Annotated in this window: 21 protein-coding genes and 1 tRNA gene; 17 read left to right on the forward strand and 5 right to left on the reverse strand. The window is 73.0% G+C overall.

Translation table 11 applies throughout. From position 1 onward, the window contains the following. The first annotated feature begins 116 nt into the window (after positions 1 to 116). Positions 117 to 992, forward strand: a complete 876-nt coding sequence (gene rsmI / locus IW256_RS05905; protein ID WP_307828748.1) for a 16S rRNA (cytidine(1402)-2'-O)-methyltransferase — start codon at positions 117 to 119, stop codon at positions 990 to 992. Between the two features lie 100 nt (positions 993 to 1,092). On the opposite strand, the gene IW256_RS05910 is transcribed toward rsmI, so the two are convergent. After that, positions 1,093 to 2,649, reverse strand: a complete 1,557-nt coding sequence (locus tag IW256_RS05910) for a phospholipid carrier-dependent glycosyltransferase (RefSeq protein WP_231403672.1) — start codon at positions 2,647 to 2,649, stop codon at positions 1,093 to 1,095. 553 nt (positions 2,650 to 3,202) lie between these two features. On the opposite strand from IW256_RS05910, the gene IW256_RS05915 reads away from it, so the two are divergent. Continuing rightward, entirely contained in the window at positions 3,203 to 4,777 is a 1,575-nt protein-coding gene (locus tag IW256_RS05915; protein WP_307828749.1) for a glycosyltransferase family 2 protein, read from the forward strand. Positions 4,778 to 4,988: 211 nt separating this feature from the next. Next, entirely contained in the window at positions 4,989 to 6,827 is a 1,839-nt protein-coding gene (locus IW256_RS05920; RefSeq protein WP_197009992.1) for a hypothetical protein, read from the forward strand. 34 nt (positions 6,828 to 6,861) lie between these two features. Here the strand turns inward: IW256_RS05920 and IW256_RS05925 are convergent, their stop codons facing one another. Next, on the reverse strand, positions 6,862 to 8,466 hold the full coding sequence (locus tag IW256_RS05925; protein WP_197009993.1) for a glycosyltransferase family 39 protein: 1,605 nt from the start codon (positions 8,464 to 8,466) through the stop codon (positions 6,862 to 6,864). A gap of 174 nt (positions 8,467 to 8,640) precedes the next feature. Here IW256_RS05925 and IW256_RS05930 point away from each other — a divergent pair, with 174 nt between their 5' ends. The 8 genes from IW256_RS05930 to IW256_RS05965 all read left to right on the forward strand — a co-directional run bounded on the left by IW256_RS05930 (position 8,641) and on the right by IW256_RS05965 (position 16,207). After that, positions 8,641 to 9,462, forward strand: a complete 822-nt coding sequence (locus tag IW256_RS05930) for a TatD family hydrolase (protein WP_307828750.1) — start codon at positions 8,641 to 8,643, stop codon at positions 9,460 to 9,462. A 209-nt stretch (positions 9,463 to 9,671) separates the two neighbouring features. Next, on the forward strand, positions 9,672 to 10,442 hold the full coding sequence (locus IW256_RS05935; protein ID WP_197009994.1) for a resuscitation-promoting factor: 771 nt from the start codon (positions 9,672 to 9,674) through the stop codon (positions 10,440 to 10,442). A gap of 122 nt (positions 10,443 to 10,564) precedes the next feature. Continuing rightward, positions 10,565 to 11,533 (forward strand): 16S rRNA (adenine(1518)-N(6)/adenine(1519)-N(6))-dimethyltransferase RsmA, encoded by a 969-nt coding sequence (rsmA, locus tag IW256_RS05940; protein ID WP_197009995.1) that lies wholly within the window; start codon positions 10,565 to 10,567, stop codon positions 11,531 to 11,533. Continuing rightward, a complete protein-coding gene (locus IW256_RS05945) occupies positions 11,484 to 12,530 on the forward strand; it encodes a glycoside hydrolase family 26 protein (protein WP_231403673.1) in 1,047 nt (348 codons plus the stop codon). Before rsmA ends, IW256_RS05945 begins: the two co-directional genes overlap by 50 nt. Positions 12,531 to 12,629: 99 nt before the next feature. After that, a complete protein-coding gene (locus IW256_RS05950) occupies positions 12,630 to 13,550 on the forward strand; it encodes a 4-(cytidine 5'-diphospho)-2-C-methyl-D-erythritol kinase (protein WP_197016118.1) in 921 nt (306 codons plus the stop codon). Positions 13,551 to 13,616: 66 nt separating this feature from the next. After that, on the forward strand, positions 13,617 to 14,027 hold the full coding sequence (locus tag IW256_RS05955; protein WP_197009997.1) for a hypothetical protein: 411 nt from the start codon (positions 13,617 to 13,619) through the stop codon (positions 14,025 to 14,027). Positions 14,028 to 14,045: 18 nt separating this feature from the next. Beyond that, on the forward strand, positions 14,046 to 14,303 hold the full coding sequence (locus tag IW256_RS05960) for a hypothetical protein (protein WP_197009998.1): 258 nt from the start codon (positions 14,046 to 14,048) through the stop codon (positions 14,301 to 14,303). Between the two features lie 77 nt (positions 14,304 to 14,380). Next, positions 14,381 to 16,207 (forward strand): ABC-F family ATP-binding cassette domain-containing protein, encoded by a 1,827-nt coding sequence (locus tag IW256_RS05965; protein ID WP_197009999.1) that lies wholly within the window; start codon positions 14,381 to 14,383, stop codon positions 16,205 to 16,207. 34 nt (positions 16,208 to 16,241) lie between these two features. On the opposite strand, the gene IW256_RS05970 is transcribed toward IW256_RS05965, so the two are convergent. Next, a complete protein-coding gene (locus IW256_RS05970; protein ID WP_197010000.1) occupies positions 16,242 to 16,742 on the reverse strand; it encodes a MarR family winged helix-turn-helix transcriptional regulator in 501 nt (166 codons plus the stop codon). A gap of 77 nt (positions 16,743 to 16,819) precedes the next feature. Here IW256_RS05970 and IW256_RS05975 point away from each other — a divergent pair, with 77 nt between their 5' ends. After that, complete coding sequence (locus IW256_RS05975) at positions 16,820 to 17,629, forward strand: trans-aconitate 2-methyltransferase (protein ID WP_197010001.1); 810 nt, start codon at positions 16,820 to 16,822, stop codon at positions 17,627 to 17,629. Positions 17,630 to 17,910: 281 nt separating this feature from the next. Here IW256_RS05975 and IW256_RS05980 read toward each other — a convergent pair whose 3' ends face one another. Both IW256_RS05980 and IW256_RS05985 read right to left on the reverse strand, forming a co-directional pair. After that, on the reverse strand, positions 17,911 to 18,918 hold the full coding sequence (locus IW256_RS05980) for a TetR/AcrR family transcriptional regulator (protein ID WP_231403674.1): 1,008 nt from the start codon (positions 18,916 to 18,918) through the stop codon (positions 17,911 to 17,913). 53 nt (positions 18,919 to 18,971) lie between these two features. After that, entirely contained in the window at positions 18,972 to 19,925 is a 954-nt protein-coding gene (locus IW256_RS05985) for an acyl-CoA desaturase (protein ID WP_197010002.1), read from the reverse strand. A 173-nt stretch (positions 19,926 to 20,098) separates the two neighbouring features. On the opposite strand from IW256_RS05985, the gene IW256_RS05990 reads away from it, so the two are divergent. From IW256_RS05990 to IW256_RS06010, 5 genes are all read left to right on the forward strand, one after another. Beyond that, positions 20,099 to 21,010 (forward strand): ADP-ribosylglycohydrolase family protein, encoded by a 912-nt coding sequence (locus IW256_RS05990; RefSeq protein WP_197010003.1) that lies wholly within the window; start codon positions 20,099 to 20,101, stop codon positions 21,008 to 21,010. 135 nt (positions 21,011 to 21,145) lie between these two features. Beyond that, positions 21,146 to 21,218, forward strand: a tRNA-Gln gene (locus IW256_RS05995). 208 nt (positions 21,219 to 21,426) lie between these two features. Continuing rightward, positions 21,427 to 22,920 carry a bifunctional UDP-N-acetylglucosamine diphosphorylase/glucosamine-1-phosphate N-acetyltransferase GlmU gene (glmU, locus tag IW256_RS06000; RefSeq protein ID WP_197010004.1) on the forward strand — a complete coding sequence of 498 codons (1,494 nt, stop codon included), beginning with the start codon at positions 21,427 to 21,429 and terminating at the stop codon, positions 22,918 to 22,920. A 124-nt stretch (positions 22,921 to 23,044) separates the two neighbouring features. Next, positions 23,045 to 24,025, forward strand: a complete 981-nt coding sequence (locus IW256_RS06005; protein WP_197010005.1) for a ribose-phosphate diphosphokinase — start codon at positions 23,045 to 23,047, stop codon at positions 24,023 to 24,025. Between the two features lie 324 nt (positions 24,026 to 24,349). Continuing rightward, the gene (locus tag IW256_RS06010; RefSeq protein ID WP_197010006.1) at positions 24,350 to 24,964 is read left to right on the forward strand and encodes a 50S ribosomal protein L25/general stress protein Ctc; all 615 of its coding nucleotides are present in this window, start codon (positions 24,350 to 24,352) and stop codon (positions 24,962 to 24,964) included. The last annotated feature ends 53 nt before the right edge of the window (positions 24,965 to 25,017 follow it).

Below are 25,017 nucleotides of genomic sequence, written 5' to 3' on the forward strand. Positions count from 1 at the left end.
GTACGGGCGCCTGCCCTCCGTACCGGGCCGATCGCGAACCGGCACCGCACCCGCGGCCCCCGCCGGTCCTCCGCCGCGCGGGCCGCGCGGGGGCGGAGAGCGGCGAGAATGGACGGGTGACGGGCAACGGAACGGGCGACGCGGCGGCGGAACGGACGACGGGGCGGCTCCTGCTGGCGGCGGCGCCGATCGGGCGGCCGGAGGACGCGTCCGCGCGGCTGCGCGCCGCGCTGGCCGGCGCGGAGATCATCGCGGCCGAGGACACCCGGCGGCTGCGCCGGCTGGCGGCCGACCTGGACGTCGCGATCAGCGCCCGGGTGGTGTCGTACTTCGACCAGAACGAGCGGGCGCGGGCGGCCGAGCTGCTGGGCGAGCTGCTGGCCGGCCGGGACGTGCTGGTCATCACCGACGCCGGGCTGCCGGGCGTGTCGGATCCCGGCTACCGGCTGGTCAGCGCGGCGGCGGCCGAGGGCGTGCCGGTCACCGCGCTGCCCGGGCCGTCGGCGGTCACCACCGCGCTGGTGGTGTCCGGGCTGCCCACCGACCGGTTCTGCTTCGAGGGCTTCCCGCCGCGCAAGCCGGGGGAGCGGTCCCGGCGGCTGGCGGCGCTGGCCGGCGAGCCCCGCACCATGGTGTTCTTCGAGGCGCCGCACCGGCTGGCGGCCACGCTGGAGGCGATGGCCGCGGAGTTCGGGGCGGACCGGCCCGCGGCGGTCTGCCGGGAGCTGACCAAGACCTACGAGGAGATCCGCCGCGGCCCGCTGGGCGAGCTGGCCGGCTGGGCCGCGGAGGGCGTGCGCGGCGAGATCACGATCGTGGTCGGCGGCGCGCCGGAGCCCGCGGGCCTGTCCGATCCCGCCGACCTGGCGTCCGCGGTCGCCGGGCGCGAGTCCGCCGGCACTCCGCGCAAGCAGGCCATCGCGGAGGTGGCCAAGGAGAACGGCCTGCCCAAGCGGGTGGTGTACGACGCCGTCGTGGCCGCCCGCCGCTGAGCCGCCCCGCCCCCGGACACACCGGGGCGGAGCCAGGGCGTGTCTCGAAGTGACCTCTGCCACCGCGCGAGCGCCGTGGGCCGGGACTTTGCGACAGGGCCTACCCGGCGGCCGGCGCGGGGACCTTCTCCTCGACCCGTTCGGCCGCGGGCTCGGGCCCGGCGGCCTCCACGGCCGGCCGGCGGCGCCGGAACGCGCCGGTCACCTTGCCCCGCACCTCCGGGGCGAAGGCGATGCCCGCGGCCAGGCAGGCCAGCGGCACGGCGGGCAGGACGTACCGGTAGTCGAACTCGGCGGTCGCGGCGGGGGCGAGCAGCAGCCCGGTCCCCAGCGTCCACGGCAGGAACGCCAGGCCGCCGATCCGGCGCCACATCACCGCCATGCCGCCCAGGCCGAGCAGCAGCAGCACGCCCACCATCGTGCCGCGCAGGTAGAAGTGGTCCTGATAGGTGCGCATCAGCCCGGCGAACGGCTCGACCACCTGCGTGCGGGCCCGGCCCCTCTCGTAGGCCACGGCCTCGTCGGCGGCGGTGTTGTCGCTGTCCATCCGCCAGTTGGGCAGGGCGCTGGAGGTCTTGCCGAACTCGTACTGCTGGTAGGTCGCCTTGTCCGGGAAGACCGTGCGCTCCCACCGGAAAACCCGCAGGAAGTCGTGGGCGACCACGCGCAGGTAGTCGAGCGGCTGGGAGAGGATCGCGCGCTGCGAGTAGGCGTTGGCGACCTCGTTCTGCTCGGGGCTGAAGCGCTTGCCGGTGTAGCGGTTGAGCGGGGAGGCCGCGTTCCAGATGCCGTCCTGCGAGTTGGGCAGCCGGTTCTCCGGCTCGGTGCACAGCGGGATCTGCTCGACCGGCGGGTTGATCTTGTGGCAGTCGGCGAACTTGTAGACCCGGGCGTACAGGAAGATCCCGTTGCTCTCGGTGATCGCGAACTTGTCGTTCTCCGCCTTGTACCAGCCCGCGTAGGCCACCACCGGCAGCGCGCAGGCGGCCAGCGTGACCGCCAGCGTCCGCCAGCCGGTGCGCCGGATCAGCATGAAGGTCAGGACCCCGATGAGCACCGGCAGGCCGACCGAGCGGGTCAGCCAGGCCATCCCGATGATCAGGCCGAGCGAGGCGGCGACCTTCCAGGTGGGGCGGTCGTGCCAGAGCAGCACGGTGACCGCGCAGACCACCAGGAAGGTGAACATCGTGTCCGACAGGATCAGATGCTCCAGCTGGATCTGGTAGGCGTCCAGCAGGAACGGGACGGTGGCGAGCGCGGCGGCCCAGCCGGGCAGCCGGAACCGCTTGCGCAGCAGCGCGTACACCATGACGCCCATGGCCAGGCCCATCAGGTGCTGCAGGCCGATGACCAGGGCGAAGCTGTGGAACGGCTTCAGGATGAGAAGCAGGAAGGAGTAGCCGTCGGGCCGCAGCGGGTGCGGGTACGGCTTCATGGCGACGTGCAGGTAGTCGAAGCTGTCGTTGAAGTACATCGCCGGCTGGTAGCCGATCATCGCGATACCGCGCAGCAGCGCGGCTATGGCGAGGATCACAGCGAACACCGGGTGATGGCGCACCGGCGCCCACAGGCGCGCGGCCCCGTCCCGCAGGTGCCCGCCGGGATCGGCGGCGAATTCCCGGGCCGCGACACGCGCGGCGGTGGCACGGGTGCTCAAAGCGCTGCTCAAAGCGGTGCGCAGGCGGCTTGCGGCTTTCTTGACCGAACCCTTGCCGACGCGGCCACTCTCGGGTGTTTCAACCGCGATGTCTGATTTCAAGTCGGCGTTCGCACCGGTTCCGGGGGTGATCTCCGGCACGCCCTCGCTCCGGGTCGCACCGCGCCGTCGTACCTTCGTCACGGCGGCACCCCCTTTGCGTCGCCCGGTTCCGTGCTGATCGGTCCCATGCTGATCAGCCCGGCGCCGGACGGCCCTGTGCGTTCCGTTCCCCCGCTCGGTGGCACTGCGATCTCCGGCGCGCGTCAAAACCGACCCAACCTTTCCGGGCCGCGGTGCCCGTATGCTTGTCCTTCTAGCCTGCCGCCTATGGCCGTGACAGAGCGGGTCTTCAGGTTGCAAGTACGCAACACGATACGGACGCTCTTCATGAGAGAGGTGCGCATCGCTCGCTCCGGGCAGGCATCATGAACAACGGCCGGCCGCCCGGCGGAACATACGAGATTAGTGGAAAATACCGCAGACGGTCACCAGGGGTAACGAAGGAGATCGCGTGGAACTCTCCGTAGTGATGCCGTGTCTGAACGAGGCCGAAACGGTCGAGACCTGCGTCCGCAAGACCATCGGCTTTTTCGAGGACAACGGCATCGACGGCGAGGTCGTCATCGCCGACAACGGCAGCACCGACGGCAGCCAGCAGCTCGCCCGGAACGCGGGCGCGCGTGTCGTGCCCGTGGTCGACAAGGGTTACGGCAACGCGCTGATGGGCGGCATCCGCTCGGCCCGCGGGCGCTACGTCGCCATGGGCGACGCCGACGACTCCTACGACTTCACCACCCTCGGGCCGTTCCTGGACGAGCTGCGCGACGGCGCCGACCTGGTCATGGGCAACCGGTTCAAGGGCGGGATCGCGCCCGGCGCCATGCCGCCGCTGCACCGCTACCTGGGCAACCCGGTGCTGAGCTTCGTCGGCCGGCTGTTCTTCGGCAGCAAGATCGGTGACTTCCACTGCGGGCTCCGTGCCTTCAACAAGGAGTCGATCATGCGGCTCGGCCTCCAGACCGGGGGCATGGAGTTCGCCAGCGAGATGGTGGTCAAGGCCACACTCGCCAAGTACGACATCCGCGAGGTCCCGACCACCCTCTCGCCGGACGGGCGGACGCGCGCGCCGCACCTCAACACCTGGCGGGACGGCTGGCGTCATCTGCGGTTCCTCCTCCTCTACAGCCCGCGCTGGCTGTTCCTGATCCCGGGCCTGGTCTTCATGACGCTCGGCCTGATCGCGGGGATCGCGCTGTCCTTCGGTCCGGTACGGGTCGGGGAGGTCGCCTTCGACGTCGACACGCTGGTCGGCGCGGGAGCGGCGATGGTGATCGGCTTCCAGTCGGTGCTGTTCGCTCTGCTCACCAAGGTCTACGCGATGCAGGAGGGCTTCCTGCCTCATGACCGGAGAGTACAGAAGATCATCGGCTGGTGGAGCCTGGAACGCGGACTGGTGCTCGGCGGGCTGCTCGCCGTGGCCGGTCTGGCCGGCATGATCGCCTCGCTCCTGCACTGGCGGATCAACAACTTCGGCGAGCTGGACCCGCGGCACTCGCTGCGGCTGGTCGTCCCGGCCGCGACCGCCCTGGTGATGAGCTTGCAGGCGATCTTCGCCTCGCTGTTCGCGAGCATCCTGAGCATCCGCCGCCGCCAGCACCCGCCGGTCGTCGACGCGGCCGAGGAGGCGGCCGGCGTGGTCGACGCCGCCGCCCACAAGGTCGCCAGCGAGCGCAAGGCCGCCGAGGCCGCCGCCGAGGCCGTGGTGGAGGTCGCCGCCGCGACCGCCGAGGTCTCCACCGAGGTTCCCGCCGAGGTGTCCGCGGGACAGAGCGCGGGTAAGGGCGCAGGTAAGTCCACGACCGAAAGGTCCACTAAGACCGGCAAGTCCGGTTCCGCGAAGTCCGCGTCGGGCAAGCCCGCGTCGGCCAAGTCGGCACCGGGCAAGACCACGACCGGTAAGACCACGACCGGCAGGACCGCGTCCGGCAAGACCGGTGCCCGCAAGCCCGCCGCCAAGAAGGACGGCGGCGCGCGGAAGCCCGCAGCGGACGCGGACGGTGAGGACAGGGCCGGGCAGGCCGAGTAGGCGAACACGCCGTCGCGGCCGGCCCCCCGGGCGGGCGTGCCCGCGTCCTCGACACACGGAAGGGAACGACGCCGTCACCCACCGGCGCCCAAGCCGACAACTTGCTGAGCGTTTCCCCGGGTAGGCGGAACGGTCACGCCGGAGTGTGACAGGCTGACTCGCTGATGTATCTCTCGCCCATGCCCGCCGGTCTCCCGGAGCTCGGCCCCTGATGACCACCCAGGCCGCGGCGGTCTCCGTCGTCCGACCTCCCGCCCGCACCCCCCGTCCCGGACGTGACCGGGAGGGGAGGGGTTTCCGGCACTGGGGGCTCCTGCTGCTGGCCGGCTGGGCGGTCCAGGTCGCCGTCCGGCTGTGGATGGCGTCCGGGCAGACCGTGCCGGTGGCGACCCCGGACGAGGCGGGGTACCTGTTCGCCGCGCGGGTGCTGACCGGCGGCCCCGAGGCCGACATGTCGTACGGCACCGTCTACCGGGGCGGCTACGCGCTGCTGCTGCTCCCGGCGTTCTGGATCGCCGACGACCCGGTGACCATCTACCGGATCTGCCTGGCCGTCAACGCGCTGATCAGCGCCGCCCTGCTGCCCCTGGCCTACCTGGCGCTGCGCCGGATGGGCCTGTCGCGCACCTGGTCGTACACCGTCGGCCACGTCACCGCGCTGCTGCCCTCGGTCGTCTTCTACGCCGAGTTCGTCCTCACCGACGCGATCCTGCCCGTGCTGGTGTTCGGGTGGCTGCTGCTGACCCACGCCTGGCTGACCGCGGCACCGGCCACCCCGCGGGCCCGGGTGACGCTGTACGGCGCCGCCGCGGGCGCGGTGGTGGCGTACGTGTACGCCTCGCACACCCGCGGGGTGATCCTGGTCATCGTGCAGCTGGGGATCATGGCGGCGGCCGTGCTGTTCCGCTGGCGCGACCTGCGCTCGACCGGCATCGCCGCGGCGGCGCTGGTCCTGGTGGCGAGCGCGGGCTCCGTGCTCAACGGCCACCTGCTGCCCGCGCTGTACCCGGGCGGCGACAACGACCTCCAGGGCAACCTGGTGCGGCGCCTGACGTCGGTGGACGGGTACGGCTGGGTGCTGTCGCTGGGCACCGGGCAGGTCTGGTACCAGATCGTGGCCACCGGCGGCCTGGCCGGCATCGGGCTGGTCACCGTGGCGGCGGTGGCGGTCCGGCGCGGCACCGACCCGCGGCTGCGGGTGCTGGCGCTGGCGGTGCTGGCGACGATCGCGGGAATCGCGTTCGCCACCTCCGCCGCCCTGCCCGTCGAGTACCGGATCGGCAACTACGTCTACGGCCGCTACCTGGCGTGCCTGACACCGGTGCTGTTCGCGGTCGGCGCGGCCGTGCTGCTGCGCGCCTCGCTCCGTACCGTGCTGTGGGCCGCGGCGGCGACGGTGGCGCTCGCCGTGCTCACCGCGAGCGTCGTCCAGTGGTACGCGGGCGATCTGCTGAGCCGGTACACCTACACCCGCTTCGACTTCCCGGAGACCGCGTTCCTGACCTGGAACTGGACGGAGTTCCACCTCTGGCAGGCGACCCTCGCCGGGCTGGTGCTGCTCGGGCTGGCGCTGGTCGCCGCGCGGCTGCCACGGCACGGACCGGCGGTACTCGCCGGGCTGCTGGTCGTGGTGCACCTGGCCGCCGTGACGACGGCCACGACGCAGATCTCGCGCCCGCTGGTGCGGGGGCTCACCGCGCACACCGACCTGCGCGGCACGACCGACCTCGGCGCCCAGCGCTCGATCGCCCTCGACTGGAACGTCCCCTGGACGATCCGGCTCGCCCAGTTCTACTGGGCCTGGGACAGCAGGGGTACCCTCTTCGACGCCCGCTGGACACCGGCGCCCACCAACGTGGACCTGGTGGTCCTGGCCTGGCCGAAGGACGTGCCCGCCACTGCCACCTGGGGCGACGCCCCGCCCGGCTGGAAGGTAGTCGACAGCCGCCGTACGCCGGAGGGCGACTGGGTCGCCTGGCGCCGCCCGCCGCAGGCGGACTCCCGGCACGCGGTGACCAGCGGCCGTCCGCGCTCGCCAAGTCCCGGTTAGGCGCGAGCTGCCAGGCGAGCGCCGTAGGCCGGGACTAGTAAACAGAGCCCCAGATCTCCAGGACGCCGTCCGAGGAGCGCCACATCCGCTTCCACCCGCCCTGCGGGCTCGGCCGCCACCCGGCGAGGATCTGCGACTCCTGGCCGCGCCAGCGGGTGAACAGCATCGGCTGGCCGTACGACTCGACCGGCAGTGCGGTGGAGCTGTGGTCGAAGTCGCGGATCCGCCCGTGCCAGACGGGGTCCCCCCACATCGAACGGGTGTAGAAGGTCAGCGTCTGCGCGAGGCGCCGGTCCGCCCACAGCACCGGCAGGTCGCGGTCGTGGTCGCGCAGGTGGACCCGCAGCTCGTTCCAGGCGGTGTCGCGCGGCAGCACCGGGACGGCGCGCACGACCGCCACCGCGTAGGTCGCGGCGAGGATCGCGGCGAGGGCCGGGGCGGCCACCGTCCGGAGGCGGAACCGTGCCGCGAACCCCTCGGGGATCCGCCTGGAGAGCAGGATCAGCGAGCCGAGGCCGCCCGCCAGCAGGGCCGGGAGGACGGCGAACCAGTACCGCAGCAGCCAGGCGCGCAGCGAGATGTCGTTCGGGTCGATCACGCCCGCGAGCAGCGTCAGCGGCACGCCGAGGGTGAGGAACCACACCAGCGCCAGCGCCAGGCGCCGGTCGCGGGTCACGGCCCAGCCGGCGACGGTGAGCACCAGGGCCCCGACGAAGATCAGGCCCAGCGGGTGCCAGTCGCCCATCGCCCGGACGAACGACCGGAGCGCCAGCAGCCGGGTCACGTGGTCGCGGGACTGGCCGCCGTGGCTCGCGGCGGACATCAGCCCGGCCAGCGGGTCGCCCCAGACCACGGCGTTGTGGACGAGGTTGGCGGCCAGGATCGCGGCCATCGGCGCGCCGACGGTGACGTTGCGCCGCCACGGGATCCTCAGGAGGGCCAGGTACGCGGGGATGGCCAGGAACAGGAACGCCAGGAACTCCCGGACCAGGTACGCCGAGCCGAAGCAGACGCCCGCCACCAGCAGCAGCCGGGTCTGGGCCCGGCCCGTCCGCCGGCCCGCCGTCACCAGCGCGGCCATCCCGATCGCGAACAGCCCCGCGCCGGGCATGTCGGGGAGCATCACCCCGGCCGACCAGGTGACCTCGACCCCGTAGGGGTTGGTCAGGGTGAAGAACGGGTGGACGATCAGCAGCAGCGCCGCCGCCACCCCGGCCAGGTCGCCGAACAGCGACCGCACGGCCAGGTAGCAGCCCACGAAGAACAGGGCGCCGCCCAGCGCCGCGACGGCGAAGTAGGCCGCCTGGCCGGGGCCGAGCAGCTCCTGGGCGAGCCGGGCGGGCAGCAGCAGCCCGAGCCGGGTGACCTGGTGCGGGACCTCGTTGAACGGCCACTGGTCGAGGGGGATGTCCGGCCAGTCGCGGGCGCCGAGCCACACGTAGTACGGGTCGAAGTACAGCGGCGGCGGGTCGATCACCCATTGCGCCAGGACGCCGCACGCGGCCACCAGCGCCGACAGCCACGCCACCCGCGCCCGGGGCCGTGCGAGGCGGGCCCTGAGCCGTCCGGCCGCCCCCTTCGGCCCCCCGCGGCCCGTGGTGTTCCGGCCGGCCGGCTCGCGCACCGTGGTCTGACCCATGCCTGTACTCGACCTCTACATTGGAACGGTGGTGTCGTGGTCTGCGCATCGCAGAGTATCGCCGGAGGTTCGGCGGGACGATCCGGCCCGCGTGGCCGGCGCCGTGCCCCCAAAGGTTCGAGAGAGCCGGAAAGGCCCTCTAGGCTTGGAGTGGGACTGGATCGAGGAGGGCACGTGAGCGAGGGTGGCGGCGAGGCGACGCGGTCCTTTCCACCGCTGCCCGAGCGCCTGCCGGTCGACGTCTTCGACAGCCACTGCCACCTGGACATGGCCGAGACGCCGGTGACCGAGGCGCTGGCCGCGGCGCGCGCCGCGGGGGTCGCCCGCATCGTCACGATCGGCTGCGACCTGGCGTCCTCGCGCTGGAGCATGGACGCGGCGGGGGAGTACCAGGACGTCTTCGCGGGCGTGGCGATCCACCCCAACGAGACCACCGGCGTCACCGACGCGGTGCTCGACGACATCGCGCGGATGGCCGCGCACCCCAAGGTCCGCGCCATCGGCGAGACCGGCCTGGACTACTACCGCGACTGGGCCCCCAAGGAGGACCAGCACCGTTCGTTCCGCGCCCACATCGACATCGCCAAGCGGACGGGCAGGGCCCTGGTCATCCACGACCGGGAGGCGCACGAGGACGTGCTGCGCATCCTCCTGGAGGAGGGCGCGCCGGAGCGGGTGGTCTTCCACTGCTTCTCCGGGGACGCCGAGATGGCCAAGGTGTGCGCCGACCGCGGCTACGTCATGAGCTACGCGGGCAACGTCACGTTCAAGAACGCCGAGCCCCTCCGGGAGGCCCTGCGCGTGACACCGCTCGACCTGCTGCTGGTGGAGACCGACGCGCCGTTCCTCACCCCGGTCCCGCACCGGGGCAAGCCCAACGCCTCGTACCTGATCCCGCACACGGTCCGCTTCATGGCCGGGGTCAAGGACGTCGACCTGGCCGAGCTGTGCACGGCCATCGCCGCCAACGGCGAGCGCGTCTTCGGCCCCTGGTAGCACCTCTGGCGGCACCCATGGCAGCACCTGCCGTGCCCTGACCGGTCTTTCTCCGGCGGCCCGGAGGGACCCGAGCGAATAGCGTCCCGAATAGGGCGACATCGGCGTTCCGGTGGCGGAAGGGGCTTTTGGCCTCTAGGGTCTGGCCGTTGCCCAGGGCAGCCCCCGAAGCCCTGTCCGCTTGGAGGAACAAGGTGCGCCGTCCCCCCATGCGCTCTTCGTTGTGCCTGCCGCTGGCGGCGGCCCTGGCCGTCGCGGGCTGCGGCGGCGAGGCGCCGCCGAAGACCGCCCCGGTGGCGGACGCGCCGAAGACCAGCGCGCCGCCGCGGGCGATCGCGATCGTGATCGACGGGAAGAAGACCCAGGTCATGAGCGCGGGCGCCACCGTCGAGCAGGTGCTGACCGAGGCCAAGATCGGGCTCGGCCCCTACGACCTGGTCGCGCCGCCGCGGCAGTCGCCGCCCGGCTCGAGGATCAAGGTCGTGCGGCTGCTGTCCAAGCCGGTCACCAGGCGGGTGGCGATCCCGGCGGCCACGGTCGAGAAGAAGAGCTCCGCGCTCCCGGCGTGGAGCGAGAAGGTGACGCGCAAGGGCAGGCCCGGCGTCAAGGTGGTGCAGATCGCCTACGTGAAGCGCCGGGGCAAGAAGGTCAAGGCCGTCATCGCCCAGAAGATCACGCGCAAGCCGGTGGCGACGATCAAGGCGGTCGGGCCCAAGCCGAGTTCGGCGGGCGCCGCCGCCGCCCGGCTCAACTGGGCCGGCCTGGCCAAGTGCGAGTCGGGGGGCAACCCCAAGGCGGTCAACCCCGCCGGGTACTACGGGCTCTACCAGTTCTCGATGCAGACCTGGGGCTCGGTCGGCGGCCGGGGAAAGCCGTCGGACGCCAGCCCGGCCGAGCAGACCTACCGCGCGCAACTCCTCTACAACAAGGTGAACGGACGCTGGCAGGGGCAGTGGCCCAACTGCGGCAGGTTCCTCTGAGCCGCCGCCTCTGAGCCGCCGCCTCTGAGCCGCCGCCTCTGAGTCGCCGCGTCTGAGCCGCCACTGAGCCGCCTCGCAGCGGCCCGGCGGGGGCGACCCCGGCGACCTGCCACACTTGACCCGTGGGGGACCTACAGGCACTTCTCGGACCGGCGGACGTACGCGAGCTGGCGGCGCGGCTGGGCATCCGGCCCACCAAGACGCTCGGCCAGAACTTCGTCATCGACGCCAACACCGTCCGCCGGATCGTGCGCACCGCCGATCCGGCACCCGGTGACGTGGTCATCGAGGTCGGGCCGGGGCTGGGCTCGCTCACCCTGGCGCTGCTGCCCGAGGTCCGGCGGGTGGTCGCGGTGGAGATCGACCCGGTACTGGCGCGGGCGCTGCCCGGCACGGTCGCGGAGCGGGCGCCGGACCTCGCCGGACGGCTGGAGGTCGTCCAGGCGGACGCGCTGCGGATCTCGGGCGTCCCGGGGCCGGAGCCGACCGCCCTGGTCGCCAACCTCCCCTACAACGTCGCCGTCCCGGTGGTGCTGCACCTGCTCGCCACCCTGCCGTCGCTGCGCCGCGCGCTGGTGATGGTGCAGGCCGAGGTCGCCGACCGGATGGTCGCCGCGCCCGGCGGCAAGATCTACGGCGTGCCGTCGGTGAAGCTGGCGTGGTACGGAACGGCGCGACGCGCCGGGCCGGTGGGCCGCGCGGTCTTCTGGCCCGCTCCCAACGTGGATTCGGGGCTGGTCGCCTTCACCCGGGGCGAGCCGCCGCCCACGCGGGCCTCCCGGCGGGAGGTGTTCGCCGTGGTGGACGCGGCGTTCGCGCAGCGGCGCAAGACCCTGCGCGCCGCCCTGGCGGGCTGGGCGGGCTCGGCCGCGGCGGCGGAGACGGCCCTGCGCGCGGCCGAGGTTGATCCACAAGCCCGGGGAGAAGCTCTGGACATCGCCGCCTTCGCCCGGATCGCCCAGTATCGTCCTGGGGGCGTGCTGGAGCGGAACGAGGCGGAGGATCATGGTGAAGGGGCGTTCGCGGACGGCGCGGGCAACGATGCCCGTGGCGGCGCTGGCGGTGCTGGCGCTGACGGCCGGCTGCACTGACGGCGCGGGCGCGACACCGACGATCACGACCACCGCCCGCGCGGGCGTGGCCCCGGTCCCGCCCGGCCAGGGCGCCTACTTCGGCGCCTGGGTGCCGCCGTCGGGCGCCGAGCCCGCGCCGCGGGCCACCGGCTCCGCCTCGCCCACGAGGTCCGCGTCGCCCTCGGGGGCGGCCTCGGCCCGTTCGGTGCCCGAGCAGGTGCGCGACTTCGAACGCGACCTCGGCCGCCGGCTGGACATCGTCCAGAACTACCGCGGCTGGAAGTCCGCCTTCCCGAGCCGCGAGGACTCCGCGCTGCTCGGCGGGGACAACCGCTACCTCCTGCTGACCTGGGCGGGCGCCGACACCAAGGAGATCGTCGCGGGTGAGCACGACGCGCTGATCCGGGAGCGCGCCCGCGCGATCCGGGCCACCGGCAAGCCGATCTTCCTGCGCTGGCAGCGCGACATGGACAAGGAGGGGCTGCGCGACCGCGTCCACGGCCCGGCGGAGTTCATCGCGGCCTGGAAGCACATCCGGCAGATCTTCCAGCGGGAGAAGGTCGACAACGTCGCCTGGGTCTGGTGCCCCACCGCGGGGGGCTTCGGCAGCCGCAACGCGCCCTCCTACTACCCCGGCGACGACCAGGTGGACTGGATCTGCGTGGACGCCCAGCCCGGCGGCGACCACGACTACCGCGACCTGTCGGAGACCCTCAAGCTGTTCCTGGAGTGGGCCGACGACCGGCCCAAGCCGATCATGGTCGCCGAGTTCGGGGTGCCGCGGTCCTACGGGGCGCGGCGGGCCGAGTGGCTGCGCAAGGCCGCCGAGACGCTGCAGAACCCCCAGGTCAAGGCGGTCGTCTACTTCAACTCCGACGAGCAGGCCGAGGAGCCGCGCGACGAGCGGCGCCGGTACTCGGTCACCGATGACAAGCGGGCGGTCTCGGCATTGCGAGAACTTGCCACCACCCCCTACTTCAACCCGCAGAACCTGCCGGTGACCAGCGGCGGCTGAGCCCCGCCCGGGCCGGGCCGGGGGAGCGGGGCGGGCGGGGGCCCGCCGGGCACTGGGAGGAAAGACCGGATTCCTCTACGCTTCCCTGACGTGACCGCAGTGACCGTACGCGCGCCCGCCAAGGTCAATCTCCAGCTCGCCGTGGGACCCCTCCGCGGTGACGGGTATCACGACCTCGTCAACGTCTTCCACGCCGTCTCCCTCGTCGACGAGGTGACGGCCGCCCCCGCCGGACGGCTGGAGGTGACCGTCGAGGCCGCCCCGTCCGCGCGGGTGGCGATCGAGGGCGTTCCGGTGGACGGCGACAACCTCGCCGCCCGCGCGGCCCGGCTGGTGGCCGCGCGGCTCGGGGTGGAGCCGCAGGTCTCGCTGCGCATCCGCAAGGCGATCCCGGTCGCGGGCGGCATGGCCGGCGGCAGCGCCGACGCCGCGGCCGCGCTGGTCGCCTGCGCGCGGCTGTGGGACGACCGCGACGATCCCCTGCTCGGCCGCGACGACCTGCTGGAGATCGGCGCCGCGCTGGGCAGCGACGTGCCGTTCGCGGTGCTGGGCGGCACGGCCGTCGGCCTGGGACGCGGCGAGCGGCTGACCCCGGCGCTCACCCGCGGCACCTTCCACTGGGTCTTCGCGACCGCCGACGGCGGCCTGTCCACCCCGGCCGTGTACGCCGAATGCGACCGGCTCCGCGAGGAGCACGGCGAGCCGGCCGCCATGCCGGAGGTCTCCCAGGCGCTCATGACGGCCCTGGCCACCGGGGACGTCAAGGGGCTCGGCGCCGCCCTCACCAACGACCTTCAGCCCGCGGCGCTGCGGCTGCGGCCCTCGCTGGACCGTACGCTCGCCGCCGGGCGCGACGCCGGCGCGATCGGTGCGCTGGTCTCCGGGTCCGGCCCCACGTGCGCCTTCCTGGCCGAGTCGGAGGGCCACGCGGCCGACCTGGCGGCGGCGCTGGAAGGGGCGGGAGTGGCCCGGTCGGTCGTCCGCGCGCAGGGACCTTACCCGGGAGCCACCATCATCTGACCGAACCGCGGGGGGTTCTCTGGCGTCGGACTCCCAAAGACCCCCCTCCCATCGGCAGGTCCACCCATGGCATCATCGCTCGGCTTCCTGGTCGGTCTGCTCCTGATCGTCGTGCCCCTCATCGTCATCGTCGCGGCGGTGATCGTCCTGGTCGTCAACGGAAGCCGGCGCGCCGCCCGGCCGCCGTACCCGGGCGGGCCCGGGCCGTACGGCCACACCCCGTACCCAGGGGGCCACGGCCCCGCGCCCGGCAGCGGGCACCCGCATGGCGGGCACGTCCCGGGCACCGACTACTCCGGGGGTTACGACCCCTACCAGGGCGGCCACCACACCCCGAGCCCCGGATACGACCCAGGCCCCTCCTACGGGGGATCGTCCGGCCACGACTCCGGCGGCTCGTCCAGCGGCTCGTCCGGCCACGACAGCGGCGGCTCGTCCAGCGGGGGCGGCTCCGACAGTTCCAGCTCCAGCTTCTGAGATCCGGGGACGGCGACCATGGAATTTCTGATTCCCTTCACGATCATCCTCATGGCGGTGCTTCTCGCCGTGGTGGTCTCCACGAGCGAGCGCCGCAAGCGGCGGCGCGGGCGGCGCGGGCGGCGAGGCGGCGCCTACGGCGGCGGGGCCGGCGGAGGCGGCGGATTCTTCGGCGGCGACGGTGACAGCGGCTCGCACGGCGGCTGCGGCGGAGGCTCCTCCTGCGGCGGTGGCGGGGGCGGCGGCTGTGGCGGGGGCGGCGGTGGCGGGGGCTGAGGCCCCGTCCGGGCGCCCGCGCCCGCCGCGCCCGCGGGCGCGTCCCGTGCCCCGGGGGCATTAGCCTTGAAGGCGTCGTGAATCTGATCAATGTTGAGAACGTCACCAAGGCGTACGGGCCCAAGCCGCTGCTGGACGCGGTCTCACTCGGCCTGGACGAGGGCGACCGCGTCGGCGTCGTCGGCCGCAACGGCGGCGGCAAGAGCACGCTGGTGGAGATCCTCGCCCGCGCCGCCGAGCCCGACGAGGGCCGCGTCACCCACGCCCGGGGGCTGCGGCTCGGCTACCTGACCCAGCGGGACGCCTTCACCGACGGCGCCACCGTGCGCGACGTCGTCCTGGGCGACCGGCCCGAGCACGAGTGGGCGGGCGACCTGCGCGTCCGCGAGATCCTGGGCGGCCTGCTGGACTTTCTCGACCGCCCGGCCGGCCCCGGCGGCCCGCCCCGGCCCGCCCTGGACACGCCGCTGGCCGGGATGTCGGGCGGGGAGCGGCGCCGGGTGGCGCTGGCCCGGCTGCTGGTGCCCGAGACCGACCTGGTCGTGCTGGACGAGCCCACCAACCACCTCGACCTGGAGGCCATCGACTGGCTGGCCCGGCACCTGCGGTCCCGCCGCGGCGCGCTGCTGGTCGTCACCCACGACCGCTGGTTCCTGGACGAGGTCACCGACCGCACCTGGGAGGTCGTCGACGGCCGGGTCGAGCGCTACGAGGGCGGCTACTCGGCGTACGTCCTGGCCAAGGCCGAGCGCGACCGCATCGCCGCCGCCACCGAGGCCAAGCGGCAGAACCTGCTGCGCAAGGAGCTGGCGTGGCTGCGCCGCGGCCCGCAGGCGCGCACGTCCAAGCCCAAGTTCCGGCTGGACGCCGCGCAGGCGCTGATCGCCGACGAGCCGCCGCCGCGCGACGCGGTCGAGCTGACCAGGTTCGCCACCGCGCGGCTGGGCAAGACCGTCTTCGACATCGAGGACGCCACCGTCGAGGTCGCCGGCACCGCCCTCTTCGAGCACCTGACGTGGCGGCTCGGCCCCGGCGACCGGATCGGGCTGGTCGGCGTCAACGGCAGCGGCAAGAGCACCCTGCTGCGGCTGCTGGACGGCGCCGTGACCGCGTCCGCGGGACGCGTGGTGCGCGGCCGTACCGTCCAGCTCGCCCACCTCTCGCAGAACCTGGAGGAGCTCGACCCCGCCCGCCGGGTCCTGGAGTCGGTCGAGGAGATCAAGCACCGCATCACCGTCGGCAAGCGCGAGTGGACCGCGAGCCAGCTGCTGGAGCGGCTCGGCTTCCGCGGCGACCGGCAGTGGACCCCGATCGGCGACCTGTCCGGTGGCGAGCGGCGCCGGCTCCAGCTGCTGCGGCTGCTGATGGGCGAGCCCAACGTGCTCCTGCTGGACGAGCCGACCAACGATCTCGACATCGAGACCCTCACCGAGGTCGAGGACCTCCTCGACGGCTGGCCGGGCACCCTCGTGGTCGTCAGCCACGACCGCTACTTCCTCGAACGGGTCACCGACCACGTGGTCGCCCTGCTGGGCGACGGCCGGGTGTCGATGCTGCCCGGCGGGGTCGAGGAGTACCTGCGGCGCCGCGCCGAAGGCACCGCCCCGACCCGTAACATCGCCGTCGCGGGCACGCCCGCGCCCGCCGCCGCGTCCGGCGGCGCCGCGCCCAAGCCGGCCGGCAAGGGGGGCGGGCAGGACTGGAAGGCGCGCAAGGAGCTGGACCGGCTGGAACGGCGCCTCGACAAGCTGGCGAAGCAGGAGGCCGAGCTGCACGAGCGGCTGGCCGAGCACGCCGCCGACTACGAGCGGCTCCAGGAGCTGGACGGCCGCCTCAAGGAGATCCAGGCCGAGGCCGCCCGGGTCGAGGAGGAGTGGCTGATGCTCGCCGAGGACGTCGGCTGACCCGCGCCCGGCGCGCGGACGCGAGTCCCCCCGGTCAGGGGTGGTCGGGGCTGTCGAACGGGATCAGCAGCGTCCGCAGCAGGCCGGCCAGGGTCTCGCGTTCGGCCGGGGCCAGGCTGTCGAGGATCGCGTGCTCGCGGTCGAGCAGGTCGGCGAACGCCGCGTCCACCCGGGTCATCCCCGCCTCGGTGAGCCGTACCTGGACGCCCCGCTTGTCCTGCGGGTCGGGATGGCGTTCCACCAGCCCGGCCGCGGCCAGCCGGTCGATCCGGTTGGTCATGGTGCCGGAGGTCACCAGCGTCGCGCGCAGCAGCAGCCCCGGGCTGAGCTGGTAGGGCGCCCCGGACCGGCGCAGCGCGGTGAGCACGTCGAACTCCCAGCCCTCCAGCTCGTGGTCGACGAACACGGCGCGCCGGGCCCGGTCCAGATGCCGGGCCAGCCGCGACACCCGGCTGAGGACCTGCAGCGGTTGGACGTCGAGATCCGGACGCTCCTTGTTCCAGGCCACGACCAGCCGGTCCACCTCGTCCTGCATGCCGGACAGCCTACCTGTCTCGATATCGAGACGACTGTGTTGACATCAAGATTACGGGCGGGGCATCCTGTCTCTTGATGTCGAGACAAGCCGAGGCGGACCGGCCCGCCGCAGTCTGGGACCCCGAGCAGTACGGGGTCTTCGGCGACGAGCGCGCCCGGCCCTTCGCCGAACTGCTGGCCCGCGTCGATCCGGCCGCGCCGCGCCGCGTCGCCGACCTGGGCTGCGGCACCGGCGAGCTGACCGCGGCCCTGGCCCGGCGCTGGCCGGACGCGGTCATCGAGGCGTTCGACAGCTCCCCGGAGATGATCGAGAAGGCCCGGGCCCGGGCGATCCCCGGCCGCCTGGACTTCACGGTCGGCGACGTGCGCACCTGGCGGCCCGCCGAGCCGGTCGACCTGATCGTCTCCAACGCCGTCCTGCAGTGGGTCCCCGAGCACGTCGACCTCCTGCCGCGCTGGATCGGCGAACTGGCGCCCGGCGGCCGGCTGGCCTTCCAGGTCCCCGGCAACTTCGACGCCCCCAGCCACACCCTGCTGCGCGAGCTGTGCGACACGCCGCGCTGGCGCGGCCGCGTGGGCGCCCCGCCGCGGGCGCGCCCCGTCCTGGACCCGGTGGGCTACCTCGACCTGCTGACCCGGCACGGCTACGAGGCCGACGCGTGGGAGACCACCTACGCGCAGGTCCTCCACGGCGAGGACGCCGTCCTCGAATGGCTCAAGGGCACCACCCTGCGCCCCGTCCTGACCGCCCTCGGCCCCGCCGAGACCTCCGAATTCCTGTCCGACTACGGCGCCCTGCTGCGCGCGGCCTACCCGCCCGCGCCGTACGGCACCGTCTTCCCGTTCCGGCGCGTGTTCGTGATCGCGGGCCGTGCCGGACCGTGAACTGCCGCCCGCCGTGTGAGGGAAGCGACTCGTTCCCCTGCGGTGTGCCAGCTCGCACGGTGGGCGGCATCCCAGGCCGCGCACCCGGGCGTACGGCGATCTCCCGATCGCGCGCCCGCCAAGAACCCGCCTTCGCGACCCGGGGGCCGGGACAACCGGTAACACGGTGACCCCGCCGGTGGCCGGCCGGACGAACTCCGGACGGCCACCGGTCTCCCGTTTCCGGGCATGGCACACCGGTCACCGGTCATGGGGTTGGCGGGGAATCGGGGTGGGCGCGTTCAGCGTGCCGGGCGGGCGGACGCCTCGGGAACGGTGGCGCCGGTCTCCTCGGTGATCTCCCCGGCGGTCTCGCCGCCGGTCTCCGCCTCGCCGGTCTCCGCCGCGCCGGTCTCCACGGCGCCGGTCTCCGCCGCGCCGGTCTCCACGGCGCCGGACGGGTCGACACCGGCGAGCGTGGCCGAGGTGGCTCCGACGGTCTCGGCCTCTTCGCCGCTCACTGTCTCTTCGCCGCTCACTGTCTCTTCGGCGTTCTCGGTCTCGGAGACGTTCCGGGCGTCGTCCTCCTCCTCGGCCCGGCCCTTCTTGCGCTGCGCCTTCTCGGCCTTGGCCGCGGCCTTCTCCTCGGCCTTCTCCGCCTTCGCCGCGGCCTTCTCCGCGCGCCTCTCCAGCCGCTCCAGCTCCTTGCGGCGGCGCCGGGGGTCCAGGGTCGGGCGCGGCTCCAGGCCCGACAGCCCGTTCCACGCGAGGTTGACCAGGTGCGCGGCCACCTCCTCGCGCTTGGGCCGGCGGGCGTCCAGCCACCACTGGCCGGTGAGCGCGACCATGCCGACCAGCATCTGCGCGTACATCGGCGCGTACTTGCCGTCGTAGTCGTGCCGGTCCAGCTCCTGGGCCATCACGTACTCGACCTCGCCGGCGATCTCGCTGAGCAGGCTGGCGAAACTGCCGGTGCCGGTGCCGCCGTGCGAGTCGCGGACCAGGATGCGGAAGCCGTCGGGATTGGTCTCGATGTACTCCAGCAGCGACAGGGCCGCCCGCTCGAGCTTGCTCCGGTAGTGGATCGCGGAGTTGAGCGCCTCGGTCACCAGGGCGAGCAGCCGCTCGAACTCCCGGTCGACCACCACCGCGTACAGCCCCTCCTTGCCGCCGAAGTGCTCGTACACCACGGGCTTGGAGACACCCGCCGCGGCTGCGATCTCCTCGACCGACGTGCCGTCCAGCCCGCGTTCGGCGAACAGGGTCCGGCCGATGGTGAGGAGCTGCTCGCGTCGTTCCTTGCCGGTCATTCGCTTCCTGCGCGACCGGGGGGCAGGTTCTGTCACGGAATCAATTGTGACGGTCACTCGGGACGGTTCGCGCGCCTCGCGTCCAGGCGGGCCTGGTCGGGCCAGCGGACGTCGTGCGCCCAGCCCGCCTTCTCGAAGGCCCAGATGACCCGGGCGCTGATGTCGACCTGGCCCTTCAGCACGCCGTGCCGGGCGCAGGTCGGGTCGGAGTGGTGCAGGTTGTGCCAGGACTCGCCGAGCGAGGGAATGGCCAGCCACCAGACGTTGCGGGACTTGTCACGGACCTCGAAGTGCTCCTTGCCGAAGGTGTGGCAGATGGAGTTGATCGACCAGGTCACGTGGTGCACCAGGGTCAGCCGGACGAGGCCGGCCCAGAAGAACGCGGTCAGCGCGCCCTGCCAGGACATCGTCAGCAGGCCGCCCAGCCCGGCCGGCAGCAGCAGCGTCACCGCGACCAGAGCGGGGAAGGCGCGGTGGACGCGGACGATGTCGCGGTCGTTCAGCAGGTCCTTGGCGAACCGCTCCTTGGAGGTGCGGTTGCCGTCGAACAGCCAGCCGTAGTGCGCCCAGCCCAGCCCCTTGGCGAGGGCCTTCCAGTCGTTGCCGAAACGCCACGGCGAGTGCGGGTCGAACTCCTTGTCGGAGTGCTTGTGGTGCCGCCGGTGGTCGGCCACCCAGGTGATGACCGGTCCCTCCATGGCCAGGCTCCCGGCCACCGCCAGCGCGATCTTCAGCCCGCGCCGGGCCTTGAACGAGCCGTGCGTGAAGTACCGGTGGTACCCCACGGTGATCCCGCCGGCCGAGACGAAGTAGAAGACCGCCATCAGCGCCACGTCGGTCCAGCCGAGGAAGCGTCCCCAGGCCAGCGGGACGGCGGCGAGGAGCGCGAGGAACGGAACGCCGGTGAAGACCCCGACGAGGATCCGCTCGGCCCGTCCCGACCGTTCCGGCTCGATCTCGGGACGGCGTTGCGGGCGGGGGGGATCGAGGACGGGAGGTGCAGCCATCGGGTCACCACTTCCTGTGCGTGTCATGGGTCGCCTTACCTACGCCAACGTAACCTACGCTCCCGTAGGTTGGACAGAGCCGGACAGTAAAATCGGTGGGAATCCCCCCGCCGTCACGGAAGACTCGCCCAGGTCCCGGACGATCGCCGGGCGGTGTGAAGGGATAACGTGAAATGGGCCCTACCCAGGGAGAACGCGCGAGACTCGCACAAAGTTCGCTGGCGGGCCTGTCCGTGGGCGACGCCTTCGGCGACCAGTTCTTCAAACTCTCCAATCGTCACCTCTCGCGGGCCACCGACATCCCGCCGGGCCCCTGGGAGTGGTCGGACGACTCAGAGATGGCCTGCTCGCTCCTCGACGTCCTAAACCGGTACGGGCGAGTGGATCAGGACGCCCTCGCCGAATCGTTCGCCGCCCGCTTCGACATCTCCCGCCGCTACGGCGCGGGCGCGCTGGAACTCCTGGAGGGCCTGCGCGACGGCGACCACTGGCGGTCGGCCTCGACGGCGCTGTTCGGCGGCAACGGCTCGTACGGCAACGGCGCCGCCATGCGGGTGGCCCCTCTGGGCGCCTACTTCGCCGACGACCCCGACCGCGCCGCCGCCGAGGCCGCCCTGTCGGCCGAGGTCACCCACGCCCACCCCGAGGGCGTGGCCGGTGCCGTCGCGGTCGCCGCCGCGGCGGCCCACGCCGCGTCCTCGCGCGGACGCGACGCCGGCCCCGCCGCCCTCATCGAGGCCGCCCTGGCCCGCACGGCCCACGGCGAGTACGTCCGGCGGGGCCTCGAACGCGCCCTGACCCTGCTGGACGCCACCCCGTCCGAGGCCGCCCACGTCCTGGGGAACGGCTCCCGGATCTCGGCCCAGGACACCGTGCCGTTCGCCCTGTGGGCCGCGGCGACCCGCCTCACCGACTACGAGGCGGCCCTGCGGGCCTGCGTGACCGTCGGCGGCGACATGGACACCACCGCCGCCATCACCGGCGGCGTCGTGGCGGCCCACCAGGGCGCCGCCGCCATCCCCGCAGCCTGGCTCGAAGCCCGCGAGCCCCTCCCCGCCTGGCTCACCCTCACCCAGGCCCCCTGACCCGCCTCGCTCCGGCGCTCGCTCGCGAGACTCGCCGACGAGCGCGGGGCCCAGGCGAAATGAGGTGAGGGGCGACTCGGCTGATCGGTATCATGGCCGGATGTGTCCCCCCGGTGATAGGGAGGGGCTCGACCTTCCGCCGTGGCGTAATTGGCAACGCAGTCGGTTTTGGTCCGAAAGACTCCAGGTTCGAATCCTGGCGGCGGAGCACGACGAACGGCCCTCGCGGCGTCCTGCCGGGGGGCGCCGGCGGATGGGGGGACCCGGCCGGGGTGACAGGAGGCGGCCGGGCGGTATCCTTCCGGTGTCGGGCGTGTTGCGAGCCTGTTTGAGCAGGTAGATCGTAGATACAGGTGGGCGAGGCCCCCTGGTCGGCGCCCGAGGCCAACCGATCCGCGATGCCGAGGAGCCTCCTAGTGAGCGCTAGCCGCCCGGCTGCCGTCATCGTCCTCGCCGCAGGCGAGGGCACCCGGATGAAGTCCCGTACCTCCAAGGTCCTCCACGAACTGTGCGGGCGCAGCATGCTCGGCCACGTGCTGGCCGCCGCCCGCGCGCTGGAGCCCGACCGGCTGGTGGTGGTCGTCGGGCACCGCCGCGAGCAGGTGGTCGAGCACCTGGAGCGGGCCGGCGCGGGCCTGGTCCCGCGCGCCGAGCCGGTGGTGCAGGAGCACCAGGGCGGCACCGGCCACGCGGTCCGCATGGCGCTGGAGCAGGCGTGGGGCTCGGCGCAGGACGAACTGCACGGCACGGTCGTCGTCACCAACGGCGACCACCCGCTGCTGCGCGGCGAGACGCTGGCCGAGCTGGTGCGCGTCCACGAGGACGAGGGCAACGCCGTGACCGTCCTCACCACGGAGATGCCCGACGCGACCGGGTACGGCCGCATCCTGCGCGAGGGCGACGGGGCGGTCGCCGCGATCGTCGAGCACAAGGACGCGACCGAGGAGCAGCGGGCCGTCCGCGAGATCAACGTGGGCATGTACGCGTTCGACGGCGCCCTGCTGGCCGGCGCGCTCAAGCGGGTGACCACCGACAACGCCGGAGGCGAGGAGTACCTCACCGACGTCGTCGGGATCCTGCGCGGCGACGGGCACCGGGCCGGCGCCCACCTCGCCGCGGACTGGGTGGAGACCCAGGGCGTCAACGACAAGGTGCAGCTCGCGCAGGCGCGCCGGCAGCTCAACGACCGGATCCTGGAGGCCCACATGCGGGCCGGTGTCACGATCGTCGACCCCGCCACCACCTGGATCGACGTGGACGTCACCGCCGAGCCGGACGCGGTCGTCCACCCCGGCACCCAGCTGCACGGCCGCACCCATCTGGGCGAGGGCGCGCGGGTCGGGCCGGGCTGCACGCTGACCGACACCCGGGTCGGCGCGGACGCCGCCGTCGTCAACGCGGTGTGCGTCGAGGCCGAGATCGGCCCGCGGGCCTCGGTCGGCCCGTTCGCCTACCTGCGGCCGGGCACCCGGCTGGCGGCCGGCGCCAAGATCGGCACCTATGTGGAGACCAAGAACGCCGACATCGGCGAGGGCAGCAAGGTCCCGCATCTCACGTACGTGGGCGACGCGGAGATCGGCAACGGCTCCAACATCGGCGCCGCGTGCGTCTTCGTCAACTACGACGGGGTCAGCAAGCACCGCAGCGTGGTGGGCGACCACGTGAAGGTCGGCAGCGACAACATGATCGTCGCGCCGGTGACCATCGGGGACGGCGCCTACACGGCCGCCGGCTCGGTGATCGTCAAGGACGTGCCGCCGGGCGCCATGGCGGTCGCCCGCGGGCAGCAGCGCAACATCGAGGGCTGGGTCGAGCGCAAGCGCGCCGGGACCCCCGCCGCCGAGGCCGCGCGCAGGGCCGGGGAGGCCCGCGGGCCCGCCGGCTCCCCTGACCGGGAACGCGGCGAATGACGACCTTCCGCGGGACGGGCGCGGCACCGGCCACCAGGACCGGGCCGCACGGCCGTTGCGTTCCGCGGGAAGTGGGGACGACACCCACGAGAAGTAACGTTCCATTGAGGGGGAGTTGTCAGAGGTGAGTGGGATCAAGGCGAGCGGCCAGAAGAAGCTGATGCTCTTCACCGGCCGAGCCCACCCGGACCTGGCCAAGGAAGTAGCCGACAACCTCCACGTCGAACTCACGCCGACCTCGGCGTACGACTTCGCCAACGGTGAGACCTTCGTGCGCTTCCTGGAGTCGGTCCGCGGTTCCGACGCGTTCGTGATCCAGAGCCACACGGCGCCGATCAACCAGTGGATCATGGAGCAGCTGATCATGGTGGACGCGCTCAAGCGCGCGTCCGCCAAGCGCATCACCGTGGTGGCGCCGTTCTTCGGGTACGCCCGGCAGGACAAGAAGCACCGCGGCCGTGAGCCCATCTCGGCCCGGCTGATGGCCGACCTGTTCAAGACCGCCGGCACCGACCGGCTGATCACCGTGGACCTGCACACCGCGCAGATCCAGGGCTTCTTCGACGGCCCGGTGGACCACCTGTTCGCGCTGGACCTGCTGGCCGGGCACTTCGAGAGCCGGCTGGACCTGTCGCAGGTCACCGTGGTGGCGCCGGACGCCGGCCGGGTGCGGGTGACCGAGCGCTGGAGCGACCGGCTGGGCGGCGTGCCGATGGCGATCATCCACAAGAAGCGCGACCCGGACGTGGCCAACGAGGTCAAGGTGTTCGACGTGGTCGGCGAGGTGGAGGGCCGTACCTGCGTGGTGGTCGACGACATGATCGACACCGGCGGCACGATCGTGAAGGCGGCCGACGCGCTGTTCGACAACGGCGCGACGAAGGTCGTGGTGGCGGCCACGCACGGGGTCCTGTCGGGCCCGGCGGTGGACCGGCTGAAGAACTCCCGGATCTCCGAGGTCGTGCTGACCAACACGCTGCCCATCCCGCACGAGAAGCAGTTCGACAAGCTGACCGTGCTGTCGATCGCCCCGCTGGTGGCGCGGGCGATCAACGAGGTGTTCAGCGACGGTTCGGTGACGAGCCTGTTCGGCGGCCACAGCTGATCTCCGGCCGCGGCGCGCCGCGGCCTCGCGGGCCCGGGACGGTCACGGCCGTCCCGGGCCCGCCTGTTCCCCGCCCGGGCCTTCCCTGGAGGGGGTCCCGTCCTGCCCCACTGGCTTTGCGCGTTGGGACGATCGGCTAGACTTGCTGAATCCGCGTATGGCCCGGGTCGTTCAGTGCGGCTTCCTGCGAGGTCTCGTGCTCCCCGGGCAACGCAAAGAATCTTCGAGGCGCCTGACGCATCGAGCTACGCCTGATTCGCTCTGTCCGTAGCGGACGTCCAACGCCGGACGGCCGTGGATCGCAACAAACGAGGAGTTTCCGCCGTGTCCGAGGTACGTATCGCCGCCGAGCCGCGCACCGAGTTCGGTAAGGGTGCCGCGCGGCGCACCCGCCGGGCCGGCAAGGTTCCCGCCGTTCTCTACGGCCACGGCACCGACCCCCAGCACATCTCGCTGCCCGGCCACGAGCTGATGCTGGCCCTCAAGACCCCGAACGTGCTGCTGCGCGTGGAGGGCCTGGAGGACGCCTCCGCGCTGGCGCTGCCCAAGGACGTCCAGCGCGACCCGATCAAGGGCTTCCTGGAGCACGTCGACCTGCTGCTGGTCAAGCGCGGCGAGAAGGTCTCGGTCTCCATCCCGGTGATCGTCACCGGCGACGTGGTGCCCGGGGGCCGTCTCGTGCAGACCGAGGTCGAGCTCGCCGTGGAGGCCGAGGCCACCCACATTCCCGAGTCGGTGTCGCTCGACATCGAGGGCCTGGAGATCGACTCCCAGGTGCTGGCCCGCGACCTGAAGCTGCCCTCCGGCACCACCCTGGCCGCCGACGAGGAGCTGCTGATCGTCCAGATCGTCGACGCCTCGGTCTCCGCGGGGGCCGGCGCGGCCGAGGAGGGCGAGGCCGAGGAGGCCGCCGCCGAGGGCGGCGAGTCCGCCGAGTGACCCGCGCCGCCGGATCCGGCGGCGGCAGATCCGCGCACGGCCCCCGCGGCGTC

It is taken from the genome of Actinomadura viridis (assembly GCF_015751755.1).
GTDB lineage: Bacteria > Actinomycetota > Actinomycetes > Streptosporangiales > Streptosporangiaceae > Spirillospora > Spirillospora viridis.